General features: G+C 69.6%; 17 protein-coding genes and 1 pseudogene. 9 read left to right on the forward strand and 9 right to left on the reverse strand.

Annotated elements, in window-relative coordinates:
* A pseudogene (locus ACIRPX_RS44165) lies at window positions 1-328 on the reverse strand (bifunctional rhamnulose-1-phosphate aldolase/short-chain dehydrogenase); the annotation flags it as partial.
* Window positions 329-452: 124 nt separating this feature from the next.
* On the reverse strand, window positions 453-1,622 hold the full coding sequence (rhaI, locus tag ACIRPX_RS44170) for an L-rhamnose isomerase (protein WP_404205809.1): 1,170 nt from the start codon (window positions 1,620-1,622) through the stop codon (window positions 453-455).
* Window positions 1,623-1,909: 287 nt separating this feature from the next.
* Here rhaI and ACIRPX_RS44175 point away from each other — a divergent pair, with 287 nt between their 5' ends.
* The 8 genes from ACIRPX_RS44175 to ACIRPX_RS44210 all read left to right on the forward strand — a co-directional run bounded on the left by ACIRPX_RS44175 (window position 1,910) and on the right by ACIRPX_RS44210 (window position 10,965).
* Window positions 1,910-3,436 carry a sugar ABC transporter ATP-binding protein gene (locus ACIRPX_RS44175; protein WP_404205810.1) on the forward strand — a complete coding sequence of 509 codons (1,527 nt, stop codon included), beginning with the start codon at window positions 1,910-1,912 and terminating at the stop codon, window positions 3,434-3,436.
* Window positions 3,433-4,467, forward strand: coding sequence for an ABC transporter permease (locus ACIRPX_RS44180; RefSeq protein ID WP_404205811.1), 1,035 nt, complete (start codon window positions 3,433-3,435; stop codon window positions 4,465-4,467). The genes ACIRPX_RS44175 and ACIRPX_RS44180 overlap by 4 nt, the downstream gene beginning before the upstream one ends.
* Complete coding sequence (locus tag ACIRPX_RS44185; RefSeq protein WP_404205812.1) at window positions 4,464-5,447, forward strand: ABC transporter permease; 984 nt, start codon at window positions 4,464-4,466, stop codon at window positions 5,445-5,447. Before ACIRPX_RS44180 ends, ACIRPX_RS44185 begins: the two co-directional genes overlap by 4 nt.
* A 61-nt stretch (window positions 5,448-5,508) precedes the next feature.
* Complete coding sequence (rhaS, locus tag ACIRPX_RS44190; RefSeq protein WP_404205813.1) at window positions 5,509-6,594, forward strand: rhamnose ABC transporter substrate-binding protein; 1,086 nt, start codon at window positions 5,509-5,511, stop codon at window positions 6,592-6,594.
* Between the two features lie 12 nt (window positions 6,595-6,606).
* Window positions 6,607-6,927 (forward strand): L-rhamnose mutarotase, encoded by a 321-nt coding sequence (locus ACIRPX_RS44195; RefSeq protein WP_404205814.1) that lies wholly within the window; start codon window positions 6,607-6,609, stop codon window positions 6,925-6,927.
* Window positions 6,928-6,968: 41 nt separating this feature from the next.
* Window positions 6,969-8,393, forward strand: a complete 1,425-nt coding sequence (locus tag ACIRPX_RS44200; RefSeq protein ID WP_404205815.1) for a BNR repeat-containing protein — start codon at window positions 6,969-6,971, stop codon at window positions 8,391-8,393.
* 26 nt (window positions 8,394-8,419) lie between these two features.
* Complete coding sequence (locus ACIRPX_RS44205; protein ID WP_404205816.1) at window positions 8,420-9,847, forward strand: arabinose isomerase; 1,428 nt, start codon at window positions 8,420-8,422, stop codon at window positions 9,845-9,847.
* A 92-nt stretch (window positions 9,848-9,939) separates the two neighbouring features.
* On the forward strand, window positions 9,940-10,965 hold the full coding sequence (locus tag ACIRPX_RS44210; RefSeq protein WP_404205817.1) for a LacI family DNA-binding transcriptional regulator: 1,026 nt from the start codon (window positions 9,940-9,942) through the stop codon (window positions 10,963-10,965).
* A 208-nt stretch (window positions 10,966-11,173) separates the two neighbouring features.
* Here ACIRPX_RS44210 and ACIRPX_RS44215 read toward each other — a convergent pair whose 3' ends face one another.
* From ACIRPX_RS44215 to ACIRPX_RS44225, 3 genes are read right to left on the reverse strand one after another with little or no spacing between them, the layout of a single operon-like run.
* Window positions 11,174-12,133, reverse strand: a complete 960-nt coding sequence (locus ACIRPX_RS44215; RefSeq protein ID WP_404205818.1) for a formylglycine-generating enzyme family protein — start codon at window positions 12,131-12,133, stop codon at window positions 11,174-11,176.
* Entirely contained in the window at window positions 12,130-13,704 is a 1,575-nt protein-coding gene (locus tag ACIRPX_RS44220; protein ID WP_404205819.1) for a sulfatase-like hydrolase/transferase, read from the reverse strand. The genes ACIRPX_RS44215 and ACIRPX_RS44220 overlap by 4 nt, the downstream gene beginning before the upstream one ends.
* A 58-nt stretch (window positions 13,705-13,762) precedes the next feature.
* The gene (locus ACIRPX_RS44225) at window positions 13,763-15,070 is read right to left on the reverse strand and encodes an MFS transporter (protein WP_404205820.1); all 1,308 of its coding nucleotides are present in this window, start codon (window positions 15,068-15,070) and stop codon (window positions 13,763-13,765) included.
* 199 nt (window positions 15,071-15,269) lie between these two features.
* On the opposite strand from ACIRPX_RS44225, the gene ACIRPX_RS44230 reads away from it, so the two are divergent.
* Window positions 15,270-16,268 carry a LacI family DNA-binding transcriptional regulator gene (locus ACIRPX_RS44230; RefSeq protein WP_404205821.1) on the forward strand — a complete coding sequence of 333 codons (999 nt, stop codon included), beginning with the start codon at window positions 15,270-15,272 and terminating at the stop codon, window positions 16,266-16,268.
* A gap of 1,297 nt (window positions 16,269-17,565) precedes the next feature.
* On the opposite strand, the gene ACIRPX_RS44235 is transcribed toward ACIRPX_RS44230, so the two are convergent.
* The 4 genes from ACIRPX_RS44235 to ACIRPX_RS44250 all read right to left on the reverse strand — a co-directional run bounded on the left by ACIRPX_RS44235 (window position 17,566) and on the right by ACIRPX_RS44250 (window position 22,877).
* Entirely contained in the window at window positions 17,566-19,161 is a 1,596-nt protein-coding gene (locus ACIRPX_RS44235; RefSeq protein ID WP_404205822.1) for a PucR family transcriptional regulator, read from the reverse strand.
* 193 nt (window positions 19,162-19,354) lie between these two features.
* Window positions 19,355-20,749, reverse strand: a complete 1,395-nt coding sequence (locus ACIRPX_RS44240) for an NAD(P)/FAD-dependent oxidoreductase (protein WP_404205823.1) — start codon at window positions 20,747-20,749, stop codon at window positions 19,355-19,357.
* Between the two features lie 75 nt (window positions 20,750-20,824).
* Window positions 20,825-21,490 (reverse strand): HAD-IA family hydrolase, encoded by a 666-nt coding sequence (locus tag ACIRPX_RS44245; protein WP_404205824.1) that lies wholly within the window; start codon window positions 21,488-21,490, stop codon window positions 20,825-20,827.
* A gap of 28 nt (window positions 21,491-21,518) precedes the next feature.
* Complete coding sequence (locus tag ACIRPX_RS44250; RefSeq protein WP_404205825.1) at window positions 21,519-22,877, reverse strand: MFS transporter; 1,359 nt, start codon at window positions 22,875-22,877, stop codon at window positions 21,519-21,521.
* Between the last annotated feature and the right edge of the window lie 118 nt (window positions 22,878-22,995).

Below are 22,995 nucleotides of genomic sequence, written 5' to 3' on the forward strand. Positions count from 1 at the left end.
TGTCGATGGAAGGCGCCGCACCGCCCCTGCCGTGCAGGCAGTAGTCGAAGGCGGCGGCCATCTCGTCCTCGCGCTCGACGCCCGGGTACACGTCGGCCAGGGCCCGCATCCGGTCCAGCCGGAGCACCGCGAGACCGTTCTCGGTGAGCGTGCCCAGGTCGCCGCCGGAGCCCTTGACCCACATCAGCTCGACGTCGCCGCCGGTGACGGGGTCGGTGGCAGTGCCCTTCGCCGAGGCGTTCCCGCCCGCGTAGTTGGTGTTCCGGGGGTCCGAACCGAGCCGGTGGGAACGAGCGAGAAGAGCGGCGGCTTCGGGATGGGGTGCCATGATCGGATCGCTTCCTTACTGACAGACTGACAGGGGGTTGGGGACAGGTCTTCAGGGACGCGGGCAACTGCGCGACCAGCCACAACGGACCCGCAGTCCGCCCACGACGGGCGTCGGCAGACGTCTACGCACCCCACCCGGCCTGCTGCCCGCCAACTCGCTCAGCCGCGATCTTCTCGGCCCACCCGGATCGCCGGTACGCAGCAACCGGGTTCGCGTCCAGCCCCATCTCCTCCCGCACCTCACCAAGCAACGGCCGCACATCCGTGTTGTACGCGTCCATCAGCACCGCGTTCGCCTCCAGGACGTCACCGTCGCGCTGGGCCACCCTCAACGCCTCCCTGTCCACCAGCAACGCCTTCGCGGTCGCTTCCTGTACATTCATCACCGACCGAATGATCGCGGGAATCTTCGCCTCGATGTTGTGGCACTGGTCGAGCATGAAAGCGACGTCAGGCGTGAGCCCACCCCCACGCACGACCTCGTACATGATCCGGAACAGCTGGAACGGATCCGCCGCTCCCACCATGAGGTCGTCGTCCGCGTAGAACCGCGAGTTGAAGTCGAACCCTCCCAGCTTCCCCTCCCGTAGCAGCGTCGTGACGATGAACTCGATGTTGGTGCCCGGCGCGTGGTGCCCGGTGTCCACCACGACCTGCGCCTTCGGCCCGAGTTTGAGGCAGTGCGCGTAAGCGGTCCCCCAGTCCGGCACGTCCGTCGAGTAGAACGCCGGCTCGAAGAACTTGTACTCCAGGAGCATCCGCTGCCCGTCACCCAAACGGCCGTACACCTCGGAGAGACCCTCAGCCAGCCGGTCCTGCCGCGCCCGCAGATCGTCCTGACCGGGATAGTTCGTCCCGTCGGCGAACCAGAGCTTCAGATCCGTGGATCCGGTTGCGTCCATGATGTCAACGCATTCCAGCAGGTGATCGAGCGCCTTCCGACGCACTGAGGCATCCGGATGGCAGATGCTGCCGAGCTTGTAGTCGTCGTCCTGGAAGGTGTTGGAGTTGATGGCGCCCAGCTTCACGCCCTGCTCCTCGGCGAACTTCGCCAGCGCGGCGTAGTCGTCGACCTTGTCCCACGGAATGTGCAGGGCGACCGTCGGCGCGACCCCCGTCACGGCGTGCACTTGCGCGGCGTCGGCCAGCTTCTCCTGCGGCGTCCGCGGCACTCCCTGTTGGGCGAACACCTTGAAGCGGGTCCCCGAGTTCCCGTACGCCCACGACGGCGTCTCGACCGCCTGGGTTCTGAGTTCCGCCTTCACGGCGGAGACGTCGGTTCGGCTCGTCATCGTCAGTGCTCCTGTATGCCATGCGGGTGGTGGTCAAGAACGGCGCTCACCGGAAGAGCCGTCAAGCATCTGTGAATCGTTTCATCATCGTGAAATTAGGTGCGCCCGGCGGGGCTGTCAAGAGGGGTAGAGGTAACGAAGCTGTCGTTGAAGTGTCGTGACCCATCTGCAAAGAGTTACGGGTGTAGGCCTATTGACTTGGCGCCGCCGTCACGTCTAGCTTCCGTGAAATCTAGTTGAAACCTTTCATGACGTCGAGCGGTCATCCTTGGCGTCGAGGAGCTTCCATGAACGACCGCGACGTGGGCCCGGCCCCAGTGCTGGCAGTGGAGGACGTGTCCAAGTCCTTCGGCGCCGTACGAGCCCTGCAGGACGTCTCTCTGCGGCTCTTCGCCGGCGAGGCCCACGCACTCGCCGGAGAGAACGGCGCCGGTAAGTCCACTCTGATCAAGACCCTCGCCGGAGTGCACCGGCCCGACACCGGCCGGGTCTTGCTCGACGGTCGGGCCGTGACCTTCCATGGCCCGGCCGACGCCCGGGACGCTGGAATCGCCGTGATCTACCAGGAACCCACCCTCTTCCCGGACCTCTCGATCGCGGAGAACATCTTCATGGGCCGCCAGCCCCGCCGGGCGCTCGGCCGCATCGACCGCGGGGCCGTGCGCGTGGCCACCGCGGAGCTGATGGCCCGGCTTGGGGTCGGACTCGACCCGGACCGTCCCGCCCGGGGGCTGTCCATCGCCGACCAGCAGATCGTGGAGATCGCCAAGGCGTTGTCATTCAATGCCCGCGTCCTCATCATGGACGAGCCCACCGCCGCTCTCACAGGCAGTGAGACGGCGCGCCTGTTCGCCGTCGTTGAGACGCTCCGTGCCGAGGGTGCGGCCGTCCTGTTCATCTCCCACCGGCTGGAGGAGATCTTCCGCCTCTGCCAGCGCGTCACCACCCTCCGCGACGGACGCTGGATCTCCTCCGAACCGATCGACGGCCTCACCGAGGACGATCTCGTACGCCGTATGGTCGGACGCGACCTCGACGAGCTGTACCCCAAGCAGCCGACCAGGATCGGAGAGGTTGCGCTCTCCGTGGCCCGCCTTACGCGGGAGGGCGTGTTCACCGACGTGTCCTTCGAGGTACGGCGCGGCGAGATCGTGGCCCTGGCGGGACTCGTAGGCGCCGGCCGGAGCGAGGTCGTCCAGGCCGTGTTCGGAGTGGACCGCGCAGACGCCGGCGAGGTATGCGTGGACGGCAAGCGGCTGGTGACGGGCTCGCCGACCACTGCCATGAACGCGGGCGTTGCTCTGGTGCCCGAGGACCGCAGGCAGCGCGGGCTCGTGATGGAGATGTCCATCGAGCGCAACATCGCGCTGACCGGCCTTGACGAACTCGGCCGCGGCGGTGTCATCCGCCGTGCCCTTGAACGGGGACGAGCCGCCGACTGGGCGATCCGACTCCAGCTCAAGTACAACAAGATGTCCGATCGGGTCGCTGTCCTGTCCGGCGGCAACCAGCAGAAGGTCGTGCTGGCCAAATGGCTGGCCACCGAGCCGTCCGTACTCATCGTCGACGAACCCACGCGGGGTATCGACGTCGGCACCAAGGCCGAGGTGCACCGGCTGCTGTCCTCGCTCGCGGCGGAGGGCCTCGCTGTCCTGATGGTCTCCTCCGACCTGCCCGAGGTCCTCGGCATGGCCGACCGCGTCCTCGTGATGCACGAGGGCCGGATCGTCGCGGAAATCGACCGGTCCGAGGCCACCGAGGAATCGGTGATGGCCGCCGCGACGGGACGCACTCAGGAAGGCAGGGCAGCATGACGACGGCTCTTGAGAAGCCACCGGCCGTGGCACGGGAGAGGAGCGACGCCCGACGCCTCGTCGACGCGGTCTTCCACGCCCGTGAATTCACCATCGGGGGTGCGCTTGTCCTCCTCGTCCTCGGTACCTGGCTCACCAACCACTCCTTCCTCGACGACCAGGGCGTCAAGGACCTGCTGCTCAACGCCTCGATCCTGGTCCTGCTCGCGGTCGGCCAGTCCGTCGTCGTGATGACCCGCAACATCGACCTGTCAGTCGGCTCCGTCGTCGGTCTCACCGCCTACACCTGCGGCGACCTCGTGTCCGGCAGCCAGCATGGACCGGTCGTCGTCGTCCTTGTCGGCGCGGCCCTCGGAGCCCTGTGCGGCCTGGTCAGCGGCGCCCTCGTCAGCGTCGGCAAGGTGCCCGCGCTTGTCGTCACCCTCGGCATGCTCTACGTCCTCCAAGGCGTCGGCTACGCCCTGGCGAACGGCGGACAGATCAACGCCGTCAACCTGCCCGACTCCGTACTCGCCCTCGGCAGCGGCAGCGTTCTGGGCATCCCCTATCTCCCTCTGATCTCGGCCTTCGTGCTCGCCGCCACGGCCTACTACCTGCGCAGTTACCGCAGCGGCCGTGAGCTGTACGCGATCGGGTCCAGCCCGGAGGCGGCCCGGCTCGCCGGTATCCCGATCCGCCGCCGGGTCTTCGCCGCCTACGTCTTCTCCGGGGCAGTGGCGGGCCTCGCCGGAGCGCTCTGGCTCGCCCGCTTCGGCACCGTCGTCGCCAACGCGGCCGGCGGCTGGGAACTCACCGTCGTCAGCGCCGTCGTCGTCGGGGGCGTGGCCATCACCGGCGGCACCGGCTCGGTGTGGGGCGCGGCGCTCGGCGCGCTGCTGCTCACCACCATCTCCGGCGCCCTGGTCGTCCTCAGGGTCGACCCCTTCTGGGAGCAGGCCATCACCGGAGTCCTGCTGATCGCCGCGATCACGACGGACCGGATCGTACAGGTGCGTACCACCAACGCGCTGCGCAAGAGGAGCAGGCGATGAACTCACTGGGCAAGTACCTGCGCTGGGACAGCGTCGTCGGCGTCCTGCTGATCGCCGTGTTCCTCGTCGGCACCGGCACCACCGAGGGGTTCGCGGACACCGCCAACCTGTCCGCCGCCCTCGACGACACCGTCGAGGTCGCCCTGATCGCCCTTCCGATGACCCTGCTGGTCGTCGCCGGCCAGGTGGACCTGTCCGTGGCCTCGATGCTGGGCCTGTCCAGCTCGATCGCCGGCTCGCTGTGGAACGCGGGCTGGGCCTTCGAGATGATCGTGCCGCTCTGTCTGCTGGTCGGCGCGGTCGGCGGACTCCTCAACGGCTGGCTCGTCACCCGCGTGGGGCTGCCGTCCCTGGCCGTCACCATCGGCACTCTCACGCTCTTCCGGGGTCTCGCGTCCGTCGTGCTCGGCACCGACGCCGTCGCCGACTTCCCCGACACGTACGCCCGGTGGACCACCTACACCGAGACCGTCCCCGGCACCTTCGTCCCGTATCCGGTGGCCCTTTTCGCCGTGCTCGCCGCCGTCACCGCGGTGGTCCTGCACTGCACCGGCCTCGGGCGCTCCCTGTTCGCCATCGGCGCACAGGAGGAAGCCGCGTACTTCGCCGGCATCCGTGTCAAGCGCATCAAGCTCGCGCTGTTCGTCGTCTCCGGTGTGGTGTCCTCCTTCGCGGGCATCGTCTACACCCTGCGCTACGGCAGTGCCCGCGCCGACAACGGCCTCGGCCTCGAACTCGTCGTCATCGCCTCCGTCCTGCTCGGCGGCATCGACTTCGACGGCGGCAAGGGGACGCTGGGCGGCGCGATCGCCGGCGTCCTGCTCGTCGGGATACTGCGCAACCTGCTCACCCTCAACGACGTCTCCAGTGAGATCCAGGTCGTGGTCACGGGGCTCTTGCTCATCTCCTCCGTACTGACCCCGCGGGTGGCGTCCGTCCTTTCCGAACGCCGGCAACGGCGTACCGCTCCTGCCGCCTGAGGCCCTCACCGCTCTCCCGTACCCGTACGTACACCGTCGTACGAACCCGAAAGGCACCCTCATGCACCTCCACGCCCGTTCCAGAGGCCGTGTCCTGGCCGCCGCCTCCGCCGCCTGTGCCCTCAGCGTCACCCTGGCCGCCTGCGGCGGCACCACGAAGGACTCCGCCAAGAGCGACTCGGCCGCCGCGGCGAGCACTGCCAAGGCCAACCCCGACGCGGCGCTGAAGAAGGGCCTCAAGCTCGCCTTCCTGCCCAAGCAGATCAACAACCCCTACGAGAAGATCGTCGACAACGCCGGCATCGCGGCCGCACAGGAGACCGGCGGCACCGGCAAGGAGGTCGGCCCCTCCGACGCCAGCGCCTCCTCGCAGGTGTCGTACATCAACACGCTGATCCAGCAGCGCCAGGACGCCATCCTCATCGCGGCCAACGACCCCAACGCGGTGTGCACCCCGTTGAAGAACGCGATGAAGCAGAACATCAAGGTCGTCGCCTACGACTCCGACACGGCCAAGGACTGCCGCCAGCTGTTCATCAACCAGGCGAGCACGGAGGAGATCGGTCGCAGCGAGGTCCAGCACATCGCCAAGCAGCTCGGCTACAAGGGTGAGATCGCGATCCTGTCGGCCACCCAGAACGCGACGAACCAGAACGCGTGGATCGGCTACATGAAGGACGAGCTGAAGAAGCCCGCCTACAAGAACATGAAGCTGGTCAAGGTCGCCTACGGGGACGACGACGACCAGAAGTCCTTCCAGGAGACGCAGGGCCTGCTCAAGGCGTACCCGAACCTGAAGGGCATCATCTCGCCCACCACGGTCGGTATCGCCGCCGCCGCGCGTTACATCAGCTCGTCCTCGTACAAGGGCAAGGTCGTCATCAACGGGCTCGGTACCCCGAACCAGATGCGCAAGTACGTCAAGGACGGCACGGTCGAGCAGTTCTCGCTGTGGGACCCGAAGAAGCTCGGCTACCTCGGCGCGTACGCGGCGGCGGCCCTCGCCTCCGGGCAGATCACCGGGGCCCAGGGCGAGAAGTTCAAGGCCGGGAAGCTGGGCGAGTACACGATCGGCAAGGACGGCGAGGTGATCCTCGGCCCGCCGACCGTCTTCGACAAGAACAACATCGACGACTACGACTTCTAGGAGCCACGAGCGGTGCAGCGAATCTGCTTCCTGCTGAAGGTCCGCCAGGACCGGCTGGCCGCGTACCGCGAGCGGCACGCGGCCGTGTGGCCCGAGATGCGCGAGGCGCTCTCCGCCGCCGGCTGGCACAACTACTCGCTGTTCCTGAGCGAGGACGGCCTGCTGGTGGGCTATCTGGAGACCGAGGACTTCGCGGCCGCCCAGGCAGCGATGGAGGCCACCGAGGTCAACACCCGCTGGCAGACGGAGATGGCGCCGTTCTTCGAATCACCGGACGGCGCCCGGCCTGACGAGGCCCTGACGACCCTCACCGAGGTGTTCCACCTCGCCTGACAGCCCAGCCCCCGCCCCGCTCGACGATGGAGCCCCCTCTGATGAAACGACGCACGCTGCTGGGTGCCGCACTCGCCTCCGCCGTGGCGGCTCCCGGACTCGGTGCCGGGACCGCCCTTGCCGCCGGTCCCGGTCCTGCCGTCACACCGGCCGGCACGAGCACGCTCGACGACCAGGCCCTGTTCTTCGTGTCGTACAACGGACTGGTCAACAACTGCTCGTTCCAGAAGAACGGCCTGCTGACCTACAACGGCTACCAGTACGCCGCCTGGTACACCTCCACCGGGTACGCGGTCGTCGCCCGGCGAGTGGCCGGCGGCTCCAGCTGGTCGACACTCACGCTTCCCCACCAGCTCAAGAGCGACGACTCCCACAACGTCATATCGATGGGCGTCTCCAAGACCGATGGCCGTCTCCACATCAACATGGACTCGCACAGCGACGGGTTCTTCTACGTGAAGTCGGTCGCCGGCCTCCTGGACAGTCCCGGCACCACGTCCTGGACGTCCTCGGTCCTGGGCTCCGTCCAGACCTCCCTGGACGGACTCGCCCTCACCTCCCAGTTCACCTACCCCCAGTTCGTCTCGACCCCCGAAGGCGGACTCCAGCTCAGCTACCGGGTCGGAGTCTCCGGAAACGGCCGCAACGCTCTCGCCGAATACGACGGTTCGGCCTGGACGGCACTGGGGGAGTGGACCAGCTCGACCGGCACCTACACCAGCTCGCACGGCTCCAGCACCGTCCGCAACATGTACCTGCACGGCATCGACTACGACGGCAACGGCCGACTGCACTCCTTCTTCACCTGGCGCGAGCAGAACGGCGCGGTGATGTGCTCCTCCGGCGGCATCACCAACCACGACACGGGTTACGTCTACTCCGACGACAACGGCCGCACCTGGCTCAACGACGCCGGGACGGCCGTGGCGACGACGGGCGGTTCCGACACGGTGTCGGTCACGGACTCCGGCCTGGTGATCGACTCCCTCAACCCGGACCACTCCCTGATGAACCAGGAGAGCCAGTTCACCTCCTCGACCGGACTGCCGCACGCGATCATCAGCTACGTCCCCGGCCGCTTCGGCCAGTGCACCACGGACTACGTCGCCGACCGCACCGCGAACGGGCGGGCCTTCCACGTCCGCAGGAACTCCACGGGCACCTGGACCAAGACGGAGATCCCCGTCGCGCTCGGCTCCAGCCAGCGCACCAAGCTGGCCCTCGACAAGTACGACAACGCCTACGCGATCCTGCCGTTCGGACGGATCGCCGCCGCGTCGAACTCGTCCGGGTACACCGACTGGGCGCTGCTGTACGACGGCGGTGACCTGAACGCCTTCGGCGAGGTCGTGCTCGACGAGATGCGGGTCCGGGAGGACAACGTGCTGTCCTTCATGTACCAGGAGACGTCGAGCGGCACGACCCCCTCGGCCCTCCACGTCGTCGACTTCGCGCTCCCCGCGTGACCGATCCCGAGGACTGGAAGACCATCATGACTGCTGTACGCACCCCGGCCGTCGCGCGCAGGCCGCGCATCGGTCTCGTGGCGGGCGGACTCGGCGCCTACTGGCCGCAGTTCCCCGAACTCCTGCCCCAGCTGCGCCGGTCCGCCGACCGGGTCACCGAGCGGATGCGGGAGTTCGACGCCGATGTCGTCGACGTCGGTTTCATCTCCGACGCCCAGGAGGGCGCCGTCGCCGCGGAGAAGCTGCGCGCCGCCGACTGCGACCTGATCGTCGGCTTCCTCACGACCTACATGACCGCGACCATGCTGGTCCCGGTCGCGCAGCGCAGCGGGGCGCCCGTACTGCTGATCAACCTCCAGCCCACCGAGTCGATGGACCACGCCTCCTTCGACACCGGGGCCTGGCTCGCCTACTGCGGCGCCTGCCCGCTTCCCGAGATGGCCAACGCCTTCGAGCGCTCCGGAGTGCCCTTCCGCTCGGTCTCCGGGTACCTGGAGGATGAGCGGGCCTGGCAGCGCATCGGCCGCTGGATCCGCGCGGCGGGTGTCCGCTCGGTGCTGCGCCACGGCCGGCACGGGCTGATGGGGCACCTGTACCCCGGCATGTACGACGTCTCCACCGACCTGACCATGGTCGCCGGGAACCTCGGCGGCCACGTCGAGGTGCTGGAGTTCGACGACCTGCGGGCGCGCGTGGAGACGGTGGGCGAGGACGAGGTGGCCGCGAAGCTCGCCGAGACCCGCAAGACCTTCGAGCTCGCCGACTCCGTGGTGGCGGAGGACCTGGAGTGGGCGGCGCGCGTCTCGGCCGGGCTGGACCGGCTCGTCGCCGACTTCGACCTGGACTCCCTCGCCTACTACCACCGGGGGCTCGACGGCGAGGTGCACGAACGGCTCGGCGCCGGCATGATCCTCGGCTCCTCACTGCTCACCGCCCGCGGGATCCCGGCGTGCGGGGAGTATGAACTGCGCACCTCGCTGGCCATGCTGATCGCGGACCGGCTCGGGGCGGGCGGTTCCTTCACCGAGTTGCAGGCCCTGAACTTCCGTGACGGCGTGGTCGAGATGGGCCACGACGGACCGGGTCATCTGGCCATCAGCGAGCGCAAGCCGTTGCTGCGCGGACTGGGCGTGTACCACGGCAAGCGGGGCTGGGGGGTGTCTGTGGAGTTCGATGTCCGGCATGGTCCGGTCACCCTGGTCGGCCTGGGCCAGACCCGGGACGGACGCTACCGGCTCATCGCCGCCGAGGGCGAGGTCGTCGGCGGGCCGCTGCTGGAGATCGGCAACACCACCTCCCGCGTCGACTTCGGCTGCGACCCGGGTGAGTGGACCGACGCCTGGAGCGCGAGCGGCGTCGGCCACCACTGGGCCCTGGCCACCGGCCGGCTGCTGCCCGAACTGCGGGCGCTGGCCGATCTCACCGGCCTGGACCTCGTCGAGGTGACCGGTTGACGTCCCGTGAGGTGTGACACCCGCAGGAACAGAGGGTGATGGTTGGCGACTCGACGCCGGCCCGCGCGGCCGGAGACGACAGGGCACAGCACATGGGACAGATGGTCGGAATCAAGGACGTGGCGCGGCAGGCCGGGGTGTCGGTCGGAACAGTATCCAATGTGATCAACCGTCCCGACACGGTCTCCGCGGCGACCCGGATGCGGGTCCAGTCGGTCATAGACCGTCTCGGCTACGTCCGCAGCGAATCGGCGCGGCAGCTGCGTGCCGGGCGCAGCCGCATCATCGGCCTGGTCGTCCTCGACATGGGGAACCCCTTCTTCGTGGATGTCGCGCGCGGCGCGGAACGGGCGGCGCGCGAGGCAGGGTTCGGCGTCATGGTCTGCAACAGCGCACAGAGCGCCGAGGAGGAGGCCGCGTACCTGTCGCTCTTCGCCGAGCAACGGGTACACGGCGTGCTGCTCTCCCCGGCCGACGCGACCGGGCGCACCATCGAGACGTTTCGCCGTCGCGGGATTCCCTTCGTCCTGGTCGACCGGGTCGCGCAGGGCGCCGCCGAGTGTTCCGTGTCGGTCGACGACGTGACGGGAGGCGCACTCGCCGTGCGCCACTTGCTGGACACCGGGCACGAGTCCGTCGTGTACGTGAGCGGTCCGCCGGTCCTGAACCAGGTCCGGGACCGGCGGACCGGCGCGCTCGACGCCCTGGCCGAGGCGGGTCTGGATCCGGGGAACCTGCGTGAACTCGTCACCGAGCGGCTCGACGTGGCCGCGGGCCGGGACGCGGGCGCCCGCCTGCTGGGCCTCGCCGACCGCCCCACCGCGGTGTTCTGCGCCAACGACCTGTTGGCGCTCGGCGTGCTGCAGGCCATGTACGCGGCGGGCGTCGCTGTCCCCGACGACCTCGCCATCGTCGGCTACGACGACATCGAGTTCGCGGCGGCGTCAGTCGTCCCGCTCACCTCCGTGCGCCAGCCCGCCGTCGCGATGGGGGCACTGGCCGCGGAACTGCTCCTGGAGGAGGCGGACGCCCGCACAGGGCAGCGCAAGCACGACCACAAGCGGGTCGTACTCCAGCCGGAACTGGTGGTACGCCGTTCCAGCCTCCCAGCGCCCTGAGTTCGCTCCTCGTGCTCCTGCCCTGTCACGTTCGGCGACATCCCTGTGGGAGGCCGACCTCTTCCCTCAGGCCGTACCGGCTCGCGAAGTGTGCCGGTACTCCGTGCGGTGAGGTCCTCATAGTGTGAGGGTGCGGGCGCAGTGCTCCGACGTGGTCCAGAAGGATCCACGTTTATCGCCCGGGGTCTTCCGCCTCGTCTTTCGTCGATCAGGGACCCGTGGCCGCGGACACCGTCCGGAAACCGCAGTTGCCGGTGGAGGAGTCGGGGGTGTTCGAGGAGCGGGCCGCGACCCGGTAGCGGTTGCAGTACGAGTCATGGCAGAGGTAGGAGCCGCCGCGCATGACCCGACCGGACCCTGATTCAGGACCCCGCGGCTCCCAGGAGGGCGAGACCGCGTAGTAACGGGGCGAGTACCAGTCGGCGCACCACTCCCACACGTTGCCCACCGCCTGCCACAGCCCATATCCGTTGGGCTGGAACGAGCGCACGGGTGCCGTGGTGAGGAAGCCGTCCTCCAGGGTGTTGTGGTGAGGGAATCGCCCCTGCCAGATGTTGCACCGCCAGGTGCCCCCGGGGCTCAGGTCGTCGCCCCAGGGATAGCGTGTCCCCTCCAGGCCACCGCGCGCGGCGTACTCCCACTGCGCCTCGGTCGGCAGGGATCGCCCGACCCACGCGCAGTAGGCCGTCGCGTCGTGCCACGAGACATGGACGACCGGATGGTCGGGCTCGGCCTCGGATAGACGTCCGCCCGGGCGGCGCCAGTCGGCGCCCCGGACCCCGAGCCACCAGGGCAGCGCGGGGGACAGGCCCAGCACGTCCCGGTCCGGCGCCCGTACGGCGAGGTGGAACACGGCCGAGAACCCGCACCGTTCGGCGTCCGTGCGGTATCCGGTCGCCTCGGCGAACGCCGCGAAGTCGGCCACGGTCACCGTCGTGGCGTCGATGGCGAAGGCGGACAACGCAACCGTGTGCAGAGGCAGTTCCCCGTCCGCCGCCAGACCGTCACCCTGCCCGTCACCCATGGTGAACAGGCCGCCCGGAACGGCGGCCTGTTCCAACCGGTGGACGCCGCCGCGCGATCCCGTGGCGCCACGGCTGCCGGAGGGAATGGTCCTGCCCACTGTCCGCGGTGCGCAGCACGAGCCTGAGGGTGGGCCGTCCGTCACCTCGTGTGCTCCTCTCCCCGGTGCGGATCCGCGGAGCCGTCGCCGGCGGCGGCGGGACCCGCCGTCGCCGGATCCCCTTGCGGCGGCGCGGGCGTTCGAACTCCCGGAGCGGGCAGCCGTACCTCCGGGAAGCGGGGGTCCTCCTCGGCGGGGATGACGTCGGCGGTGTCCACCAGCCAGCGGGTCATCGCCTCGTGCATCCGGGCCACCACCTCGGCGTGTTCGGGCAGCGCAGCGACGTTGATCCGTTCGTGCGGGTCCTGGAGCCGGTCGTACAGTTCGGCCTTCTCGTACAGGCGCCACACGTAGGTCCACGCCCGGTCGCGGACGGCGACCGACTTGCCGACCAGCTCCGGCCGGTCGTGCTGGAGTTGTGCCTTGCGGTCGTAAGGAAGCGGGGCGTGCTCCAGTTGCGGTTCCTCCTCCACCGTGAAGCCGCCCTCGGTGAAGGCGTAGTCGCGGTGCGGAGCCCGTGGGTCCCGCAGCACGGGGAGCAGGCTGCGGCCGAAGTGGCGGTGCGGTGCGGAAACTCCGGCCAGTTCGAGGACGGTGGGCAGGACGTCGATGAGTTCCACCATGGAGTGGACGACCTGGCCCTGGGGCAGGCCGCCTCCGCTGATGATGAGCGGGTCACGGGTGATGCAGTCGTGCATGGCGGATGGCCACTTCTCGACGAGGCCGAAGTCGCCGAGGTACTCGCCGTGGTCGGCGAAGAAGAGGGTGACCGTCGCATCCGTCGCCCCTGCCCGGTCGACGGCGGCCAGTACGCGGCCGAGGTGCTCGTCCATCCGGGAGACCATGGCGTAGTAGGTGGCGATGATCTCGCGCCACACCTCAGCTGTGACCTCCTCGATGCCGTAGCGTTCGCGGACGGCCTGCATGAATCCGGGTTCCAGCCCGTCGTCGACAGGTGGGACGGGTTCGGGGACGGCGTCGCGGTCGTACTGCGAGAACCATGGCTCGGGTGCCTCGAACGGGCAGTGGGGAGCCAGGATCGGGACGAAGAGCACCCAGGGCCGCTCCGGTGGCGCGGCGAGCCACGCCTCCGCCGTGCGGATCGCTGCCTCGTCGAAGTCCGGCGGCTCCTCGGCGGCGGCGGGCTCTCTGCGTCCCCGGTAGAACAGCCGGGTCCAGACGTCGTCGGGCCACTCGCTCCCGAAGCCCGCGTGGGAGGGGGTTTCGCTGAACCCGTACTCGTCCACGCTGACCTCGGTGGCGCCGGGGGCGAAGGTGTCGCCCCGGGCACCCGCCCAGGTGACGTGGTAGCCGGCCTCCTTCAGGATCTTCAGGAGATTGGGCTCCGAGGGGCGCAGCAGGTGGGTGAGGCTGCGGTGGCCGGCGGTGTGCGGGTACCAGCCGGTGAGGAAGGAGGCCCGGCTGGGAGAGCACACGGGGTGCTGGACGTAGGCCTGCTCGAAGCGGGTGCCCCGGGCGGCCAGAGCGTCGATGTTCGGGGTGCTGACGTGTGGGTTCCCGAAGGCACCCAGGGCGTCGGCCCGTAGCTGGTCGGGCACGAACACGACGAAGTTGGGCCGAGGGGCCTCCGGCTCGGCGGGCGGCGGGACGGACACGCTGGTTTCCTCCTGGCAGCACTGTTGGACGGGACGGTGTCTCACGCGGATGGCGGCCTCATCTGACGGTGCGGATCCGCTGGTTGGCGATGGCGCCGAGCACGCCCGCCACGGCGCCGGCGATGAAGAACGCCGGGTAGTTGTCGCGACCGCCGCCGATGGCGAGGAAGGCGGGGGCGACTGCGGGCACGAGGGTCTGCGGCAGGACGTTGGCGAGATGGAAGACGCCCATGTCCTTACCCGCATCCGCCCGAGAGGGCAGCACCTCGGCGACCAGGGCCATGTCGACGGCGATGTAGCAGCCGGTCGCGACGCCCCCTATGACGGCGGCCACCAGGAAGACGGTGAAGGAGGCCGCGCAGGCCGCGAGGATGTGGGCCAGGGCCAGCACGATCGCGGACACCAGGACGAAGACCTTGCGGCGGCCGATCCGGTCGGACACCGCGCCGAAGACCAGACTCGTCGCCACGACTGCGATGCTGGTCGCCAGGAGAACCCGGAAGACGGCGGAGCCGATCGTCGCAGGGGTGTAGCCGAAGCGGTCCATCAGGAAGTAGGTCTGGTAGCTGGAGAGGGTGAAGTTGCCGGCCGTGACGAGGAAGCGGGACACCCAGGCCCAGGCGAAGTCGGGGGCCTTGCGGGGGTTCGTCCAGTAGGCGAGCAACAGGTCGCGGGCCCGCAGCGGCCTGCGCTCGGACCGGGTGAGCCGGCGGTCCTTGAGCACCGGCAGGAAAACCGCGACGGCGGCGAGACACACCACGCCCGGGAGCACGATGGCGAGGGTGAGATCGGGCAGCAGGAGCTGCACCAGGAAGACACCGCCGACGATGCCGAGCTGCTGGGTCAGTCCGGCGAGCGCCGAGACCTTTCCGAGCTGCCTGGACGGCACATGGTCGGGCAGGACGGGGTTGAGGCCGGCCAGAAGGACGTTGAACAGCAGCTGCACCAGGCACCAGGCGAGTAGAAGCATCCACACGGTGGACGCGGCGGCGAGTAGCACCAGACCGCCCAGGCCGAGCAGGGCCCCGCCCGCGATCCAGGGGCGGCGCATGCCGAAGCGGCTGGTCGTGCGGTCCGACAGGGCGCCAAAGAGGTTCTGGGCGATCAGCGCGACGGCCGCACCGACTGCGAGCACCATGGACAGGACCGAGGTCTTGTCGCCGGGCGCTATCTGCTGGACCCGCAGAGCCAGGGTGACGGTGGTGGAGGGGAGCAGGGCCAGCCATGTGCCGAAGAAGGCGATGGTGACCGTGGCCACGAACCGCTTGCCGACGGGCGTTCCGCTCGCGGGGAGGGCCGCGCCGCCGTCCGCCTGTGCCGCCTCCGGCGTTCCGGGAACCGGGACCTCGTCCTTCGTCACGTCCATGAAGGGGTTCCTCCGTACTTCATCGTGTTGAGGGTTCGGAATCACGCCACGGCGCGGCCGGTTTACACTGCTGTCACGTGTAAGTAGCCTCGATGCCGGTTAATGTGGCACGTGTAAGTGGGCGTGGCAAGGGTCCCGGCAGGAGGCCCCGCCGGGCGACGTATTCACAGAGTCCTCGTGCACGGGCGGCAAAGGAGCGATGACCATGCGGCCGACCAGCACGGACGTGGCGCGAAGGGCCGGGGTGTCCCGGGCCACGGTCTCGTACGTCCTCAACCGGCGCAGTGACCAGTCCATCCCCGAGTCCACCCGGCAGCGGGTTCTGCGGGCGGTCGACGAATTGGGCTACTCGCCGCATGCCTCGGCCCGCTCGCTCCGCTCCGGCCGTAGCAACATCGTCCTCATGCCGATGCCCGCCGAACCGGCCGGCCCGGCCATCGACGCCTTCCAGGACAGCGTCAACAGCGAGCTCGCGGCTCGCGGCCTGTGTCTCCTCCTGCACGGCGACCGGACGGCCTCGGGTGCCAGAGGCGCCCGGCAGTGGGCGGAGCTGCGGCCTGCTGCCGTTCTCGCCTTCGCCGACCGGTGCGATGCCGAGGGCGCGGACCTGCTGCGCACTGCCGGGGTCGAAGCGATCCTGCTGATCGGGCCCGCCCCTGTGCCCCACTGCCCCACGCTGCGCTTCGATGTCGCCGACGCGGCCACGGCCGCCACGGACTTCCTGCTGGACCACGGCCACCGGACGCTGGCCTGCCTGGTCCCCACTGGTCCCCTCGCCGATCTGGGGGAGAGACGTTACCGCGCGGTGGCCACCGCGGCCGGCGCACGCTCTGCGAAGGTGCTGCGCGCAGACTGCGACCTCTCTGACGGCTCGCTTGACCGGCTGGCTGCGCGCTGGCGCGATCCGGCGAGTCGGCCTGACGCGGTCTATGCCTACAACGACGAGTTCGCCCTACTGCTGATCGCCGCCCTCAGCCGGCAGGGCGTCGCGGTCCCCGGCGACATCGCCGTAGTGGGGTCGGGCAACATGCCGTTGGGTGCGCTGCTGCGTCCCGGGCTTACCTCGACCTACTTCGACATGCCCGCCATCGGGTCGGTCGTGGCCGACTCGGTGGCGCGGCTCCTGGCGCAGGAGGAACTGCCCGAGGAGGCGGGTACGGTGGCCCGCCCCCGTCTGGTTCGCCGCGAATCAGCCTGACCTCCGCCGCGAGCCGGAGCGTTGCCGCAGTGGGCGACTCTCCTCCGAAAAGGAACGGTCGTGGTCAGAGAGGTGTGATCAACGAGGTCCGGCTGCCTCGACGGGGTCGAAGCGAACGGTGAAGCCGAGGGCGTCGGCTTTGGCAAGACAGACGGCGCATCGCTGTTCGGGGGTCGATGTGGGTGAAGTGCTCGCCGCCGAGGCCTTGGCAGGCGACGACGTTGGCGCGTAGGTGCAAGACCGCGGTCAGGGTGGAGTCCTCGAGGCGCGATGACCCTGATCGGCCGCGGCAACCCTGCAGAGGGTTGACTGGTCAAGGGCGTGAGACAGCGGCACTCGTCGGGCTGAGGACGGTGGTCCACGGCAGGTCGCGCCGGATAGGGATCTTGACGTGGTCGATGGTGCTGGGGCTGCTCGTGCGGAGGGTGGCGAAGATGCTGGTGTGGCGTCCAGGTGGGCGTCACATCTGCCATACCCCCACCTGATCGTCATGGAGCGGATCGACGGCGATGTGGGCTCCCTAGGGCAGGGCGATCTCCCGGCGCTTGGTCGACGGGCCAGACATGACGATGAGCCCCTGCCCCGGGCCGCCAGCATGATCACGGCTCCCAGGCCCACCGGACGGGTCCCGGTCACCAGCCCCCCGGTCGCCCTGCTGTGCACCGGAGCGCAGAACGCCGTTCACTCCAGTGGCCAGGGGCTCTGTCAAGGCTGCGAGGACCGGTGAGACACGTTCAGGGATCTTCAGATGGCCGTAGGCCCCGATGACCAAGCGCTCGGAGAGCCCTCCGGGGCAGTCGTTCGCGTAGCCGACAGTGTGGGTCTGGCTGGTGGCTGTGCCGTCGCCGACACCAATCCGCTGAGCTTGAACTCGGGGTGTCGCCGTGCAGTGTCTGCAGGGGATGGCGAGTCCTGCCACCGCGAGGCAGTCGTCTCCATCACGGCCCCTGCTCACGGCTCGCGGCGGACGAGGCCGTGGGAAACACGTTGGGGCCCGCCGCCCGGGCGTATGGCCTGGAGGACGCGCACTCTGTCGGGACCGAATCCGAGGGAGCCCACTTACGTCGTCGGCCGGTACCGCAACCTTGTCGTCGCCCGAGCGGCCGCACTCGTCGCCTCCGCAGTTCTCGCCGTCCACCGCCGCCCGGTTTGGCGTAATGCCCGCAACAGTGCGGGAGCCGCGACGTGGGGCCGTGGCTCTTGCGCTCGGAAGCTTCAGCGACTGCGTCCCGGTCGTGACGGCAAGGAACTCAGATGGCGCGCGGACGCCACAGCGCCGGAATAGGAGGCGACGCCCTCACGGACCCGGGTTCCTGTTGTCCAGATCGAGGGCCGTGACGGCGACGTGCAGTTGCGTTCGGCGGGCGCCACTTTCCAGGTCGGTGGCGAGGAGCCGCTCGATGGTGTGCAGGCGCTGGTAGAACGCCTGTCGGGACAGGCCAACCTGCCGTGCGGCGATCGACTTGTTGCCAGCGGCCTGAAGGTACGCGCGCAGCGTCGCCAGCAGATCACCGCCGTGCCGGGCGTCGTGCTCGACGAGACGTCCGAGCTGCTGCTCCACATAGTGCTGAATCCGAACGTCGTCGCGCAGCGAGTACAGCAGCTCGGGCAGACCGACGTCAGAGAGCACGTGGAACGGACGGATCGGCGTGGCGGGCCCAATCGCGTCGGCGACCTGCTCGGCCTCCCGGAACGACCGGGTGATGAGGGTGAGATCGGTGACGCCGGGGCCGACGGCCACGACCACGTCCTCGCCGAACCTCTCGTGCAGGTGCCGGCCGAGGCGTTCCACGACCGGCTGCCAGGCGGTGGCGCGGGCGAGGGCGAGCAGCACTCCGGTCCGTCGTGCCCTGAGGTCTCCGACCAGCCCCTTGATCCCGGCGGTACGCAGTTCGTCGGCGAGGTGATCGGACAGCGATATCTCTTCGGAGGACGCGGTCCCGCCGTCGATGACGACAGGCACGAGTCGGTGGCCGGTCGTCGGCAGCCCCAGCGCCTCCGCCCGCAGCCTCGCCTCAGTGTGGCTCCGGTACCGCCAGTGGAGCAGGTCGAGCAGGACGGAACTGTGCGCGCGCCGGTCCCACCGGGGGCGGCCGGTGAGCCTGAGAAGGGTCAGTGCGGTGACGGCCTGTTCCAGGATCATCGTGTGCTCGGGGCCGAAGCGCGGCCCGTCCACCAGGGGTAGCATCACCAGCCGTCCCCGGCGGGTGCCGCGTTCGTCGACGGGGGCCACCAACCAGCCCTCGGGCCCGCAGACGGCCGCGCGGTCCGGGGTGTCCGCGGTGCGCGACCGGCGCGGCCACGCCTCCAGCACCTTCTCGTCCGTCCGGCCGGGCGTTCTGCAGATCACCGCATGATGAACCAGATTCTCCAGGATCACCGGACAACCGGCGAAGTCCGCCGCGGCCTGCACTATCTCCTCGGGCTCCGCGCCGCGCAACGTGAGCTGGGTGCACTCCTGGTACACCTGCTGGGCGCGGCGCAAGAGTTCGCCCTGCGCGTCCAGGATCAGCGCGTGCACGGTCTGGGTGACCTCGATGAAGCGGACACCCCGGGCCAGTACGATCAGGGGCAGGTCCCGTTCCCGGCAGGCCGTGACGAGTTCCTGGGGCGCCTGCCGGTACCGCCGGCCGAGTTCGACGACGAGCCCCGCGACGCCCACGTCGGCCAACTGGTCCACATAGGCGCGCAGTCGGGCGGGGTCGGAGGGATGCGGCATGCCGGTGGTCAGCACGAGTTCGCCGCCCTCCAGGAAGGAGGCGGGATCGAGGAGTTCGGTGACGTGTACCCAGCGCACGGCGCGGTTCAGCTGGCCCTCACCCGCCGCCACGCTGGGCAGGCCGGCCGCGAGAACGGGCAGCCGCAGCACTTCTGCGACGGTGAGGAAGGACATGGCGACAGGCTCCCGAGAACACATGCAGGGCGGTCCGGCCTATGGACCATCACCACTCTAGGCGGCGCGGGCGTGGCCTAAGCGACTACGATCCGTGTTATTCAGAGCGTTGCGGCTGGTCGGCGGCGGGCGCCGCGGGACGTGACGGCGCGTCTGTCGGAGGAATTCCGCCGACAGACGCGCCGGCCGGACGTCACGGACGGCGTGCGACGAGGTCGGCGAGGGTGGCTATGGGAGACGTACGGCTGCGCCCGCCCGCCTCATGGCGGTCCGCCAGCCGGTAGGCGACGTAGAGTCCCCGTACTCCGAGCCACCGGAACGGTTCCGGCTCCCAGGTGCCCGGGCGGTGCCCGGTCCAGGGCAGCCGGGTCAGCCGCGACTCACGGCGCAGCACCAGGTCGGTGAGGGTGCGGGCGGCCAGGTTCGTCGAGGTCACGCCATGTCCGACGTAGCCGCCGGCCCAGCCGAGCCCGGTGACCCGGTCCAACCCCACCGTCGCTGACCAGTCCCGGGGCACGGCGAGCACCCCGCACCAGGCGTGCTCGACGCGCGCCCCGCTGGTCTGCGGCAGCACCTTGTAGAGAGTTTCCGTGAGTTCCTGGACGGTCCGCTCGGCTACCCGCCCGTCGGAGTCGGTGCGGGACGCGAAACGGTACGGCACACCACGGCCGCCGATGGCGATGCGGTCGTCCGGGGTCCGCTGGCCGTACAGATGCCCGTGTGCGGTGTCGCCCAGGGTCTCCTGGCCCGCCCAGCCGATCTCCTCCCAGACCTCCTTGGGCAGCGGCTCGGTGACCACCAGCGAGCTGTTCATGGGCAGCCAGGTCCGCCGCAGCCCCTTCAGGGAGGCCGTGAACCCCTCCGTCGCGCGCAGCACGACGGGAGCGTGTACGGTGCCGTGCGCGGTGACCGCCCGGCCCGGCTCGATGACGGTGACCGGTGACTTCTCGTGGAGGGTGACGCCGAGCCGCTCGACAGTCGCGGCGAGCCCCTGCACCAGCGAGGCGGGCTGCAGCCTGGCGCAGTGCGGGGTGAAGGCCGCCGCCGTCATCCCGTCGATACGGATGCGTTCGGCGGCTTCCGCGGGGGTGAGCATCACGGCGTCCGTGACGCCCCACTCGTGGTCGGCCTCGGTCTTGTGCCGCAGCCGGGTGGCCTGCGCGGGCGTGCGGGCCACCCGCAGGGTGCCGCCCTTGACGATGTCCGCGTCGATGCCCTCGCGGTCGGCGACGGCGATGATCTCGTCGACGGCCTCGTTCATCGCCCGCTGGTAGTCGAGCACGGCCTCCCGGCCGTACTGCTTCGCGAGCCGGTCGCGGGCGCCGGGGACCAGGCCGGAGGCCCAGCCGCCGTTGCGGCCGGAGGCGCCGTAGCCGGCGAACTCGGCCTCCAGGATCGTGATCCGCAGCGCGGGGTCGGCCAGTTTGAGGTAGTACGCGGTCCACAGGCCGGTCAGGCCCGCTCCCACGATGCACACGTCCGCGTCGCGGTCGCCGGGCAGCGCCGGGCGGGGGATGGGGAGCTCGGTGAACCAATGGGAGACCCGGCCGTTGACCGGGCCGGGGTGGCGGAGCGTGCTGGCGCTCACGGGGTGTGTCCTTTCACAGCGGTGGGGGAGAGTCGCCCGAAGGCGGCGGGGCGCCCGCAGACGCCCCGCCGCGTATCAGACACCGAGCAGACCGGGCAGCTCGGAGAGGTCCTTGATCTCCTCGTACGGCTGGAATGCGGCCGAACCCGGGAAGCCGTATCGGTTGACCCAGATGCGCCGCATGCCCGGGTACCGCTTGGTGGGCATGATGTCGTACTCCCAGCCCTGGGCGGTGTGGATGATGTCCTCCGGGCCGCGGCCGGTGGCTTTCATCAGGTACTCGAACGCCTGCGGAAGCGGTTTGTAGGCGCCCGCCTGCTCGGCGGTCAGGACGTAGTCCCATTCCACACCCAGTTCCTCGACGGCGAACTGGATCAGGTAGTCCTCGCTGTTGGAGAGGATCGCGATGTCGTACTCGCTCTTCAGCCGACGCAGCGCCTCCGGGACCTCGCGGAACGGCTTGAACTTCTTGATCGCCTCGATCAGCGCCTCGCCGTCCTCGTCCCGGTACTCCACGCCGTGCAGCAGCATGACGTTGCGCAGGGTGCTGCGGACGATCTCGCGGTAGGGGCGGTACTCGTCGACGACGCCCTGGAAACGCATCACGTACGCGTCGTGGTGGAACTGATCGGCGTCGACGCCGGCCTCGGCGAGACGGTCCTTGACGATCTCGTGGGTGGCGGCGCGGGTGTCGAAGTTGATGAGGGTGCGGTAGCAGTCGAAACTGACGACCTTGCGCATGCGGTGACTCCTTGTCTTGGGGGATTGTTCAGGCACGCTTGCTGGCTTCGGCCAGGCCCAGGTTCTTGGTCTCGGGGGCGAGGAAGTACGACACGGCGAGGCCGACCAGGGTGATGGCGACCGCGACGCCGAGCGTGCCGCGCACACCCAGGTCGGCCGCGGCGATGGGGAGCAGGAAGGTGGAGGAGGCGGAGCCGACCCGGCTCATCGCGGTGGCGATGCCGACGCCGGTGGCCCGCAGGTCGGTCGGGAACAGCTCGCTCGGGTAGACGAACTGCAGCCCGCTGCCGGCCGCCTCGAAGAACTGGAAGGCGGCGAACAGGGCGACCACGAGGGCGGCCCAGTGCAGCGGCAGCACTGCCAGTGCGATCAGCGAGACGTTGATGAAGACGAACGTGCTGATCAGCAGCGGGCGGCGGCCGATCCGGTTGACGACCACGAGGCCGAGCGCGATGCCCAGCACGGCGATCGTGGTGATCAGCGCGCTGGCGCCGTAGGAGCTCTGTACGCCGAACGCGGACAGCATCTGCGGCTGGAAGGAGCGGACCGCGAAGGCGGGCGCGACCTGGCAGATCCAGAAGACGGAGCAGAAGATGACGGGGACGGCGTAGCCGCGCCGGAAGATCTCGACGAGGTTACCGAGCCCGGAGCCGCCGCGCTGTTCCTGCCGGGCTTCGGAAACCAGTTCGTCGGCGTCGATGTTGGGGCCGAGGTGCTTGCGCACGACGGCCTTGGCCTCATCGATCCGGCCACGCGAGGCAAGCCAGCGCGGGGACTCGGGGATGCCGGCCCGGAAGACGAGGAAGACCAGTGCCGGGACGGCTCCGGAGGCGAGCATCCAGCGCCAGGCGTCGTCGCCGAGCCCGGTCAGTGCCCAGCCCACCCAGTAGCTCACGCCGTATCCGACCCACCAGGCCAGCACCAGGCCGGACAGGGCCGGGCCGCGCAGCCGGCGCGGGACCAGTTCGGTGGTGAGTGCGGAGGCGATCGGATAGTCGGCGCCGATCGCGATGCCGATCAGCAGCCGCAGCACCATCAGCTGCCAGGCCTCGGTCACGAAGAACTGCAGTGCCGAGAAGACCACGAAGGTGGCCAGGTTGAGCACGTACATCAGATGGCGGCCCACCCGGTCCGTGATCGGCCCGAAGACCGCGCCGCCGATGAACACCCCGACCAGGACGGAGGCGGCCACCAGGCCGGTCCACAGGGTGTCCAGGTCGAGGGCCGGGGTGATGAGGGCAAGAGCGACGCCCATCACGCCGAGCAGGTAGCCGTCGCAGAACGGGCCGCCCATGGCGACGGCCATGATCCGGCGGTGGAAGGAGGTGACGGGCGCGTCGTCGAGCGACGAGCCCCCTGGGGTGGTGGATGACGATGTCACGGACATGCTTGAGGCTCCTGGGGGACGCAGGGGCGGTGAGGGAACCCGCGCCGGCAGGGGGACCGGGGCGGAGGAAGTCGTGCGTCAAGCAGTTCGAACGCGTACGACGCTGTACGCAGTGCGG

Source organism: Streptomyces sp. NPDC101225 (assembly GCF_044767585.1).
GTDB lineage: Bacteria > Actinomycetota > Actinomycetes > Streptomycetales > Streptomycetaceae > Streptomyces.

Excerpts from the sequence above, each read along its gene's own strand:
- ACIRPX_RS44175 (WP_404205810.1), top strand. The coding sequence starts at position 1,910 with ATGAACGACCGCGACGTGGGCCCGGCCCCAGTGCTGGCAGTGGAGGAC.
- ACIRPX_RS44205 (WP_404205816.1), top strand. The coding sequence starts at position 8,420 with ATGACTGCTGTACGCACCCCGGCCGTCGCGCGCAGGCCGCGCATCGGT.
- rhaS (WP_404205813.1), top strand. The coding sequence starts at position 5,509 with ATGCACCTCCACGCCCGTTCCAGAGGCCGTGTCCTGGCCGCCGCCTCC.
- ACIRPX_RS44210 (WP_404205817.1), top strand. The coding sequence starts at position 9,940 with ATGGGACAGATGGTCGGAATCAAGGACGTGGCGCGGCAGGCCGGGGTG.
- ACIRPX_RS44250 (WP_404205825.1), bottom strand. The coding sequence starts at position 22,877 with ATGTCCGTGACATCGTCATCCACCACCCCAGGGGGCTCGTCGCTCGAC.
- rhaI (WP_404205809.1), bottom strand. The coding sequence starts at position 1,622 with ATGACGAGCCGAACCGACGTCTCCGCCGTGAAGGCGGAACTCAGAACC.
- ACIRPX_RS44235 (WP_404205822.1), bottom strand. The coding sequence starts at position 19,161 with ATGTCCTTCCTCACCGTCGCAGAAGTGCTGCGGCTGCCCGTTCTCGCG.
- ACIRPX_RS44185 (WP_404205812.1), top strand. The coding sequence starts at position 4,464 with ATGAACTCACTGGGCAAGTACCTGCGCTGGGACAGCGTCGTCGGCGTC.
- ACIRPX_RS44180 (WP_404205811.1), top strand. The coding sequence starts at position 3,433 with ATGACGACGGCTCTTGAGAAGCCACCGGCCGTGGCACGGGAGAGGAGC.
- ACIRPX_RS44200 (WP_404205815.1), top strand. The coding sequence starts at position 6,969 with ATGAAACGACGCACGCTGCTGGGTGCCGCACTCGCCTCCGCCGTGGCG.
- ACIRPX_RS44230 (WP_404205821.1), top strand. The coding sequence starts at position 15,270 with ATGACCATGCGGCCGACCAGCACGGACGTGGCGCGAAGGGCCGGGGTG.
- ACIRPX_RS44225 (WP_404205820.1), bottom strand. The coding sequence starts at position 15,070 with ATGGACGTGACGAAGGACGAGGTCCCGGTTCCCGGAACGCCGGAGGCG.
- ACIRPX_RS44245 (WP_404205824.1), bottom strand. The coding sequence starts at position 21,490 with ATGCGCAAGGTCGTCAGTTTCGACTGCTACCGCACCCTCATCAACTTC.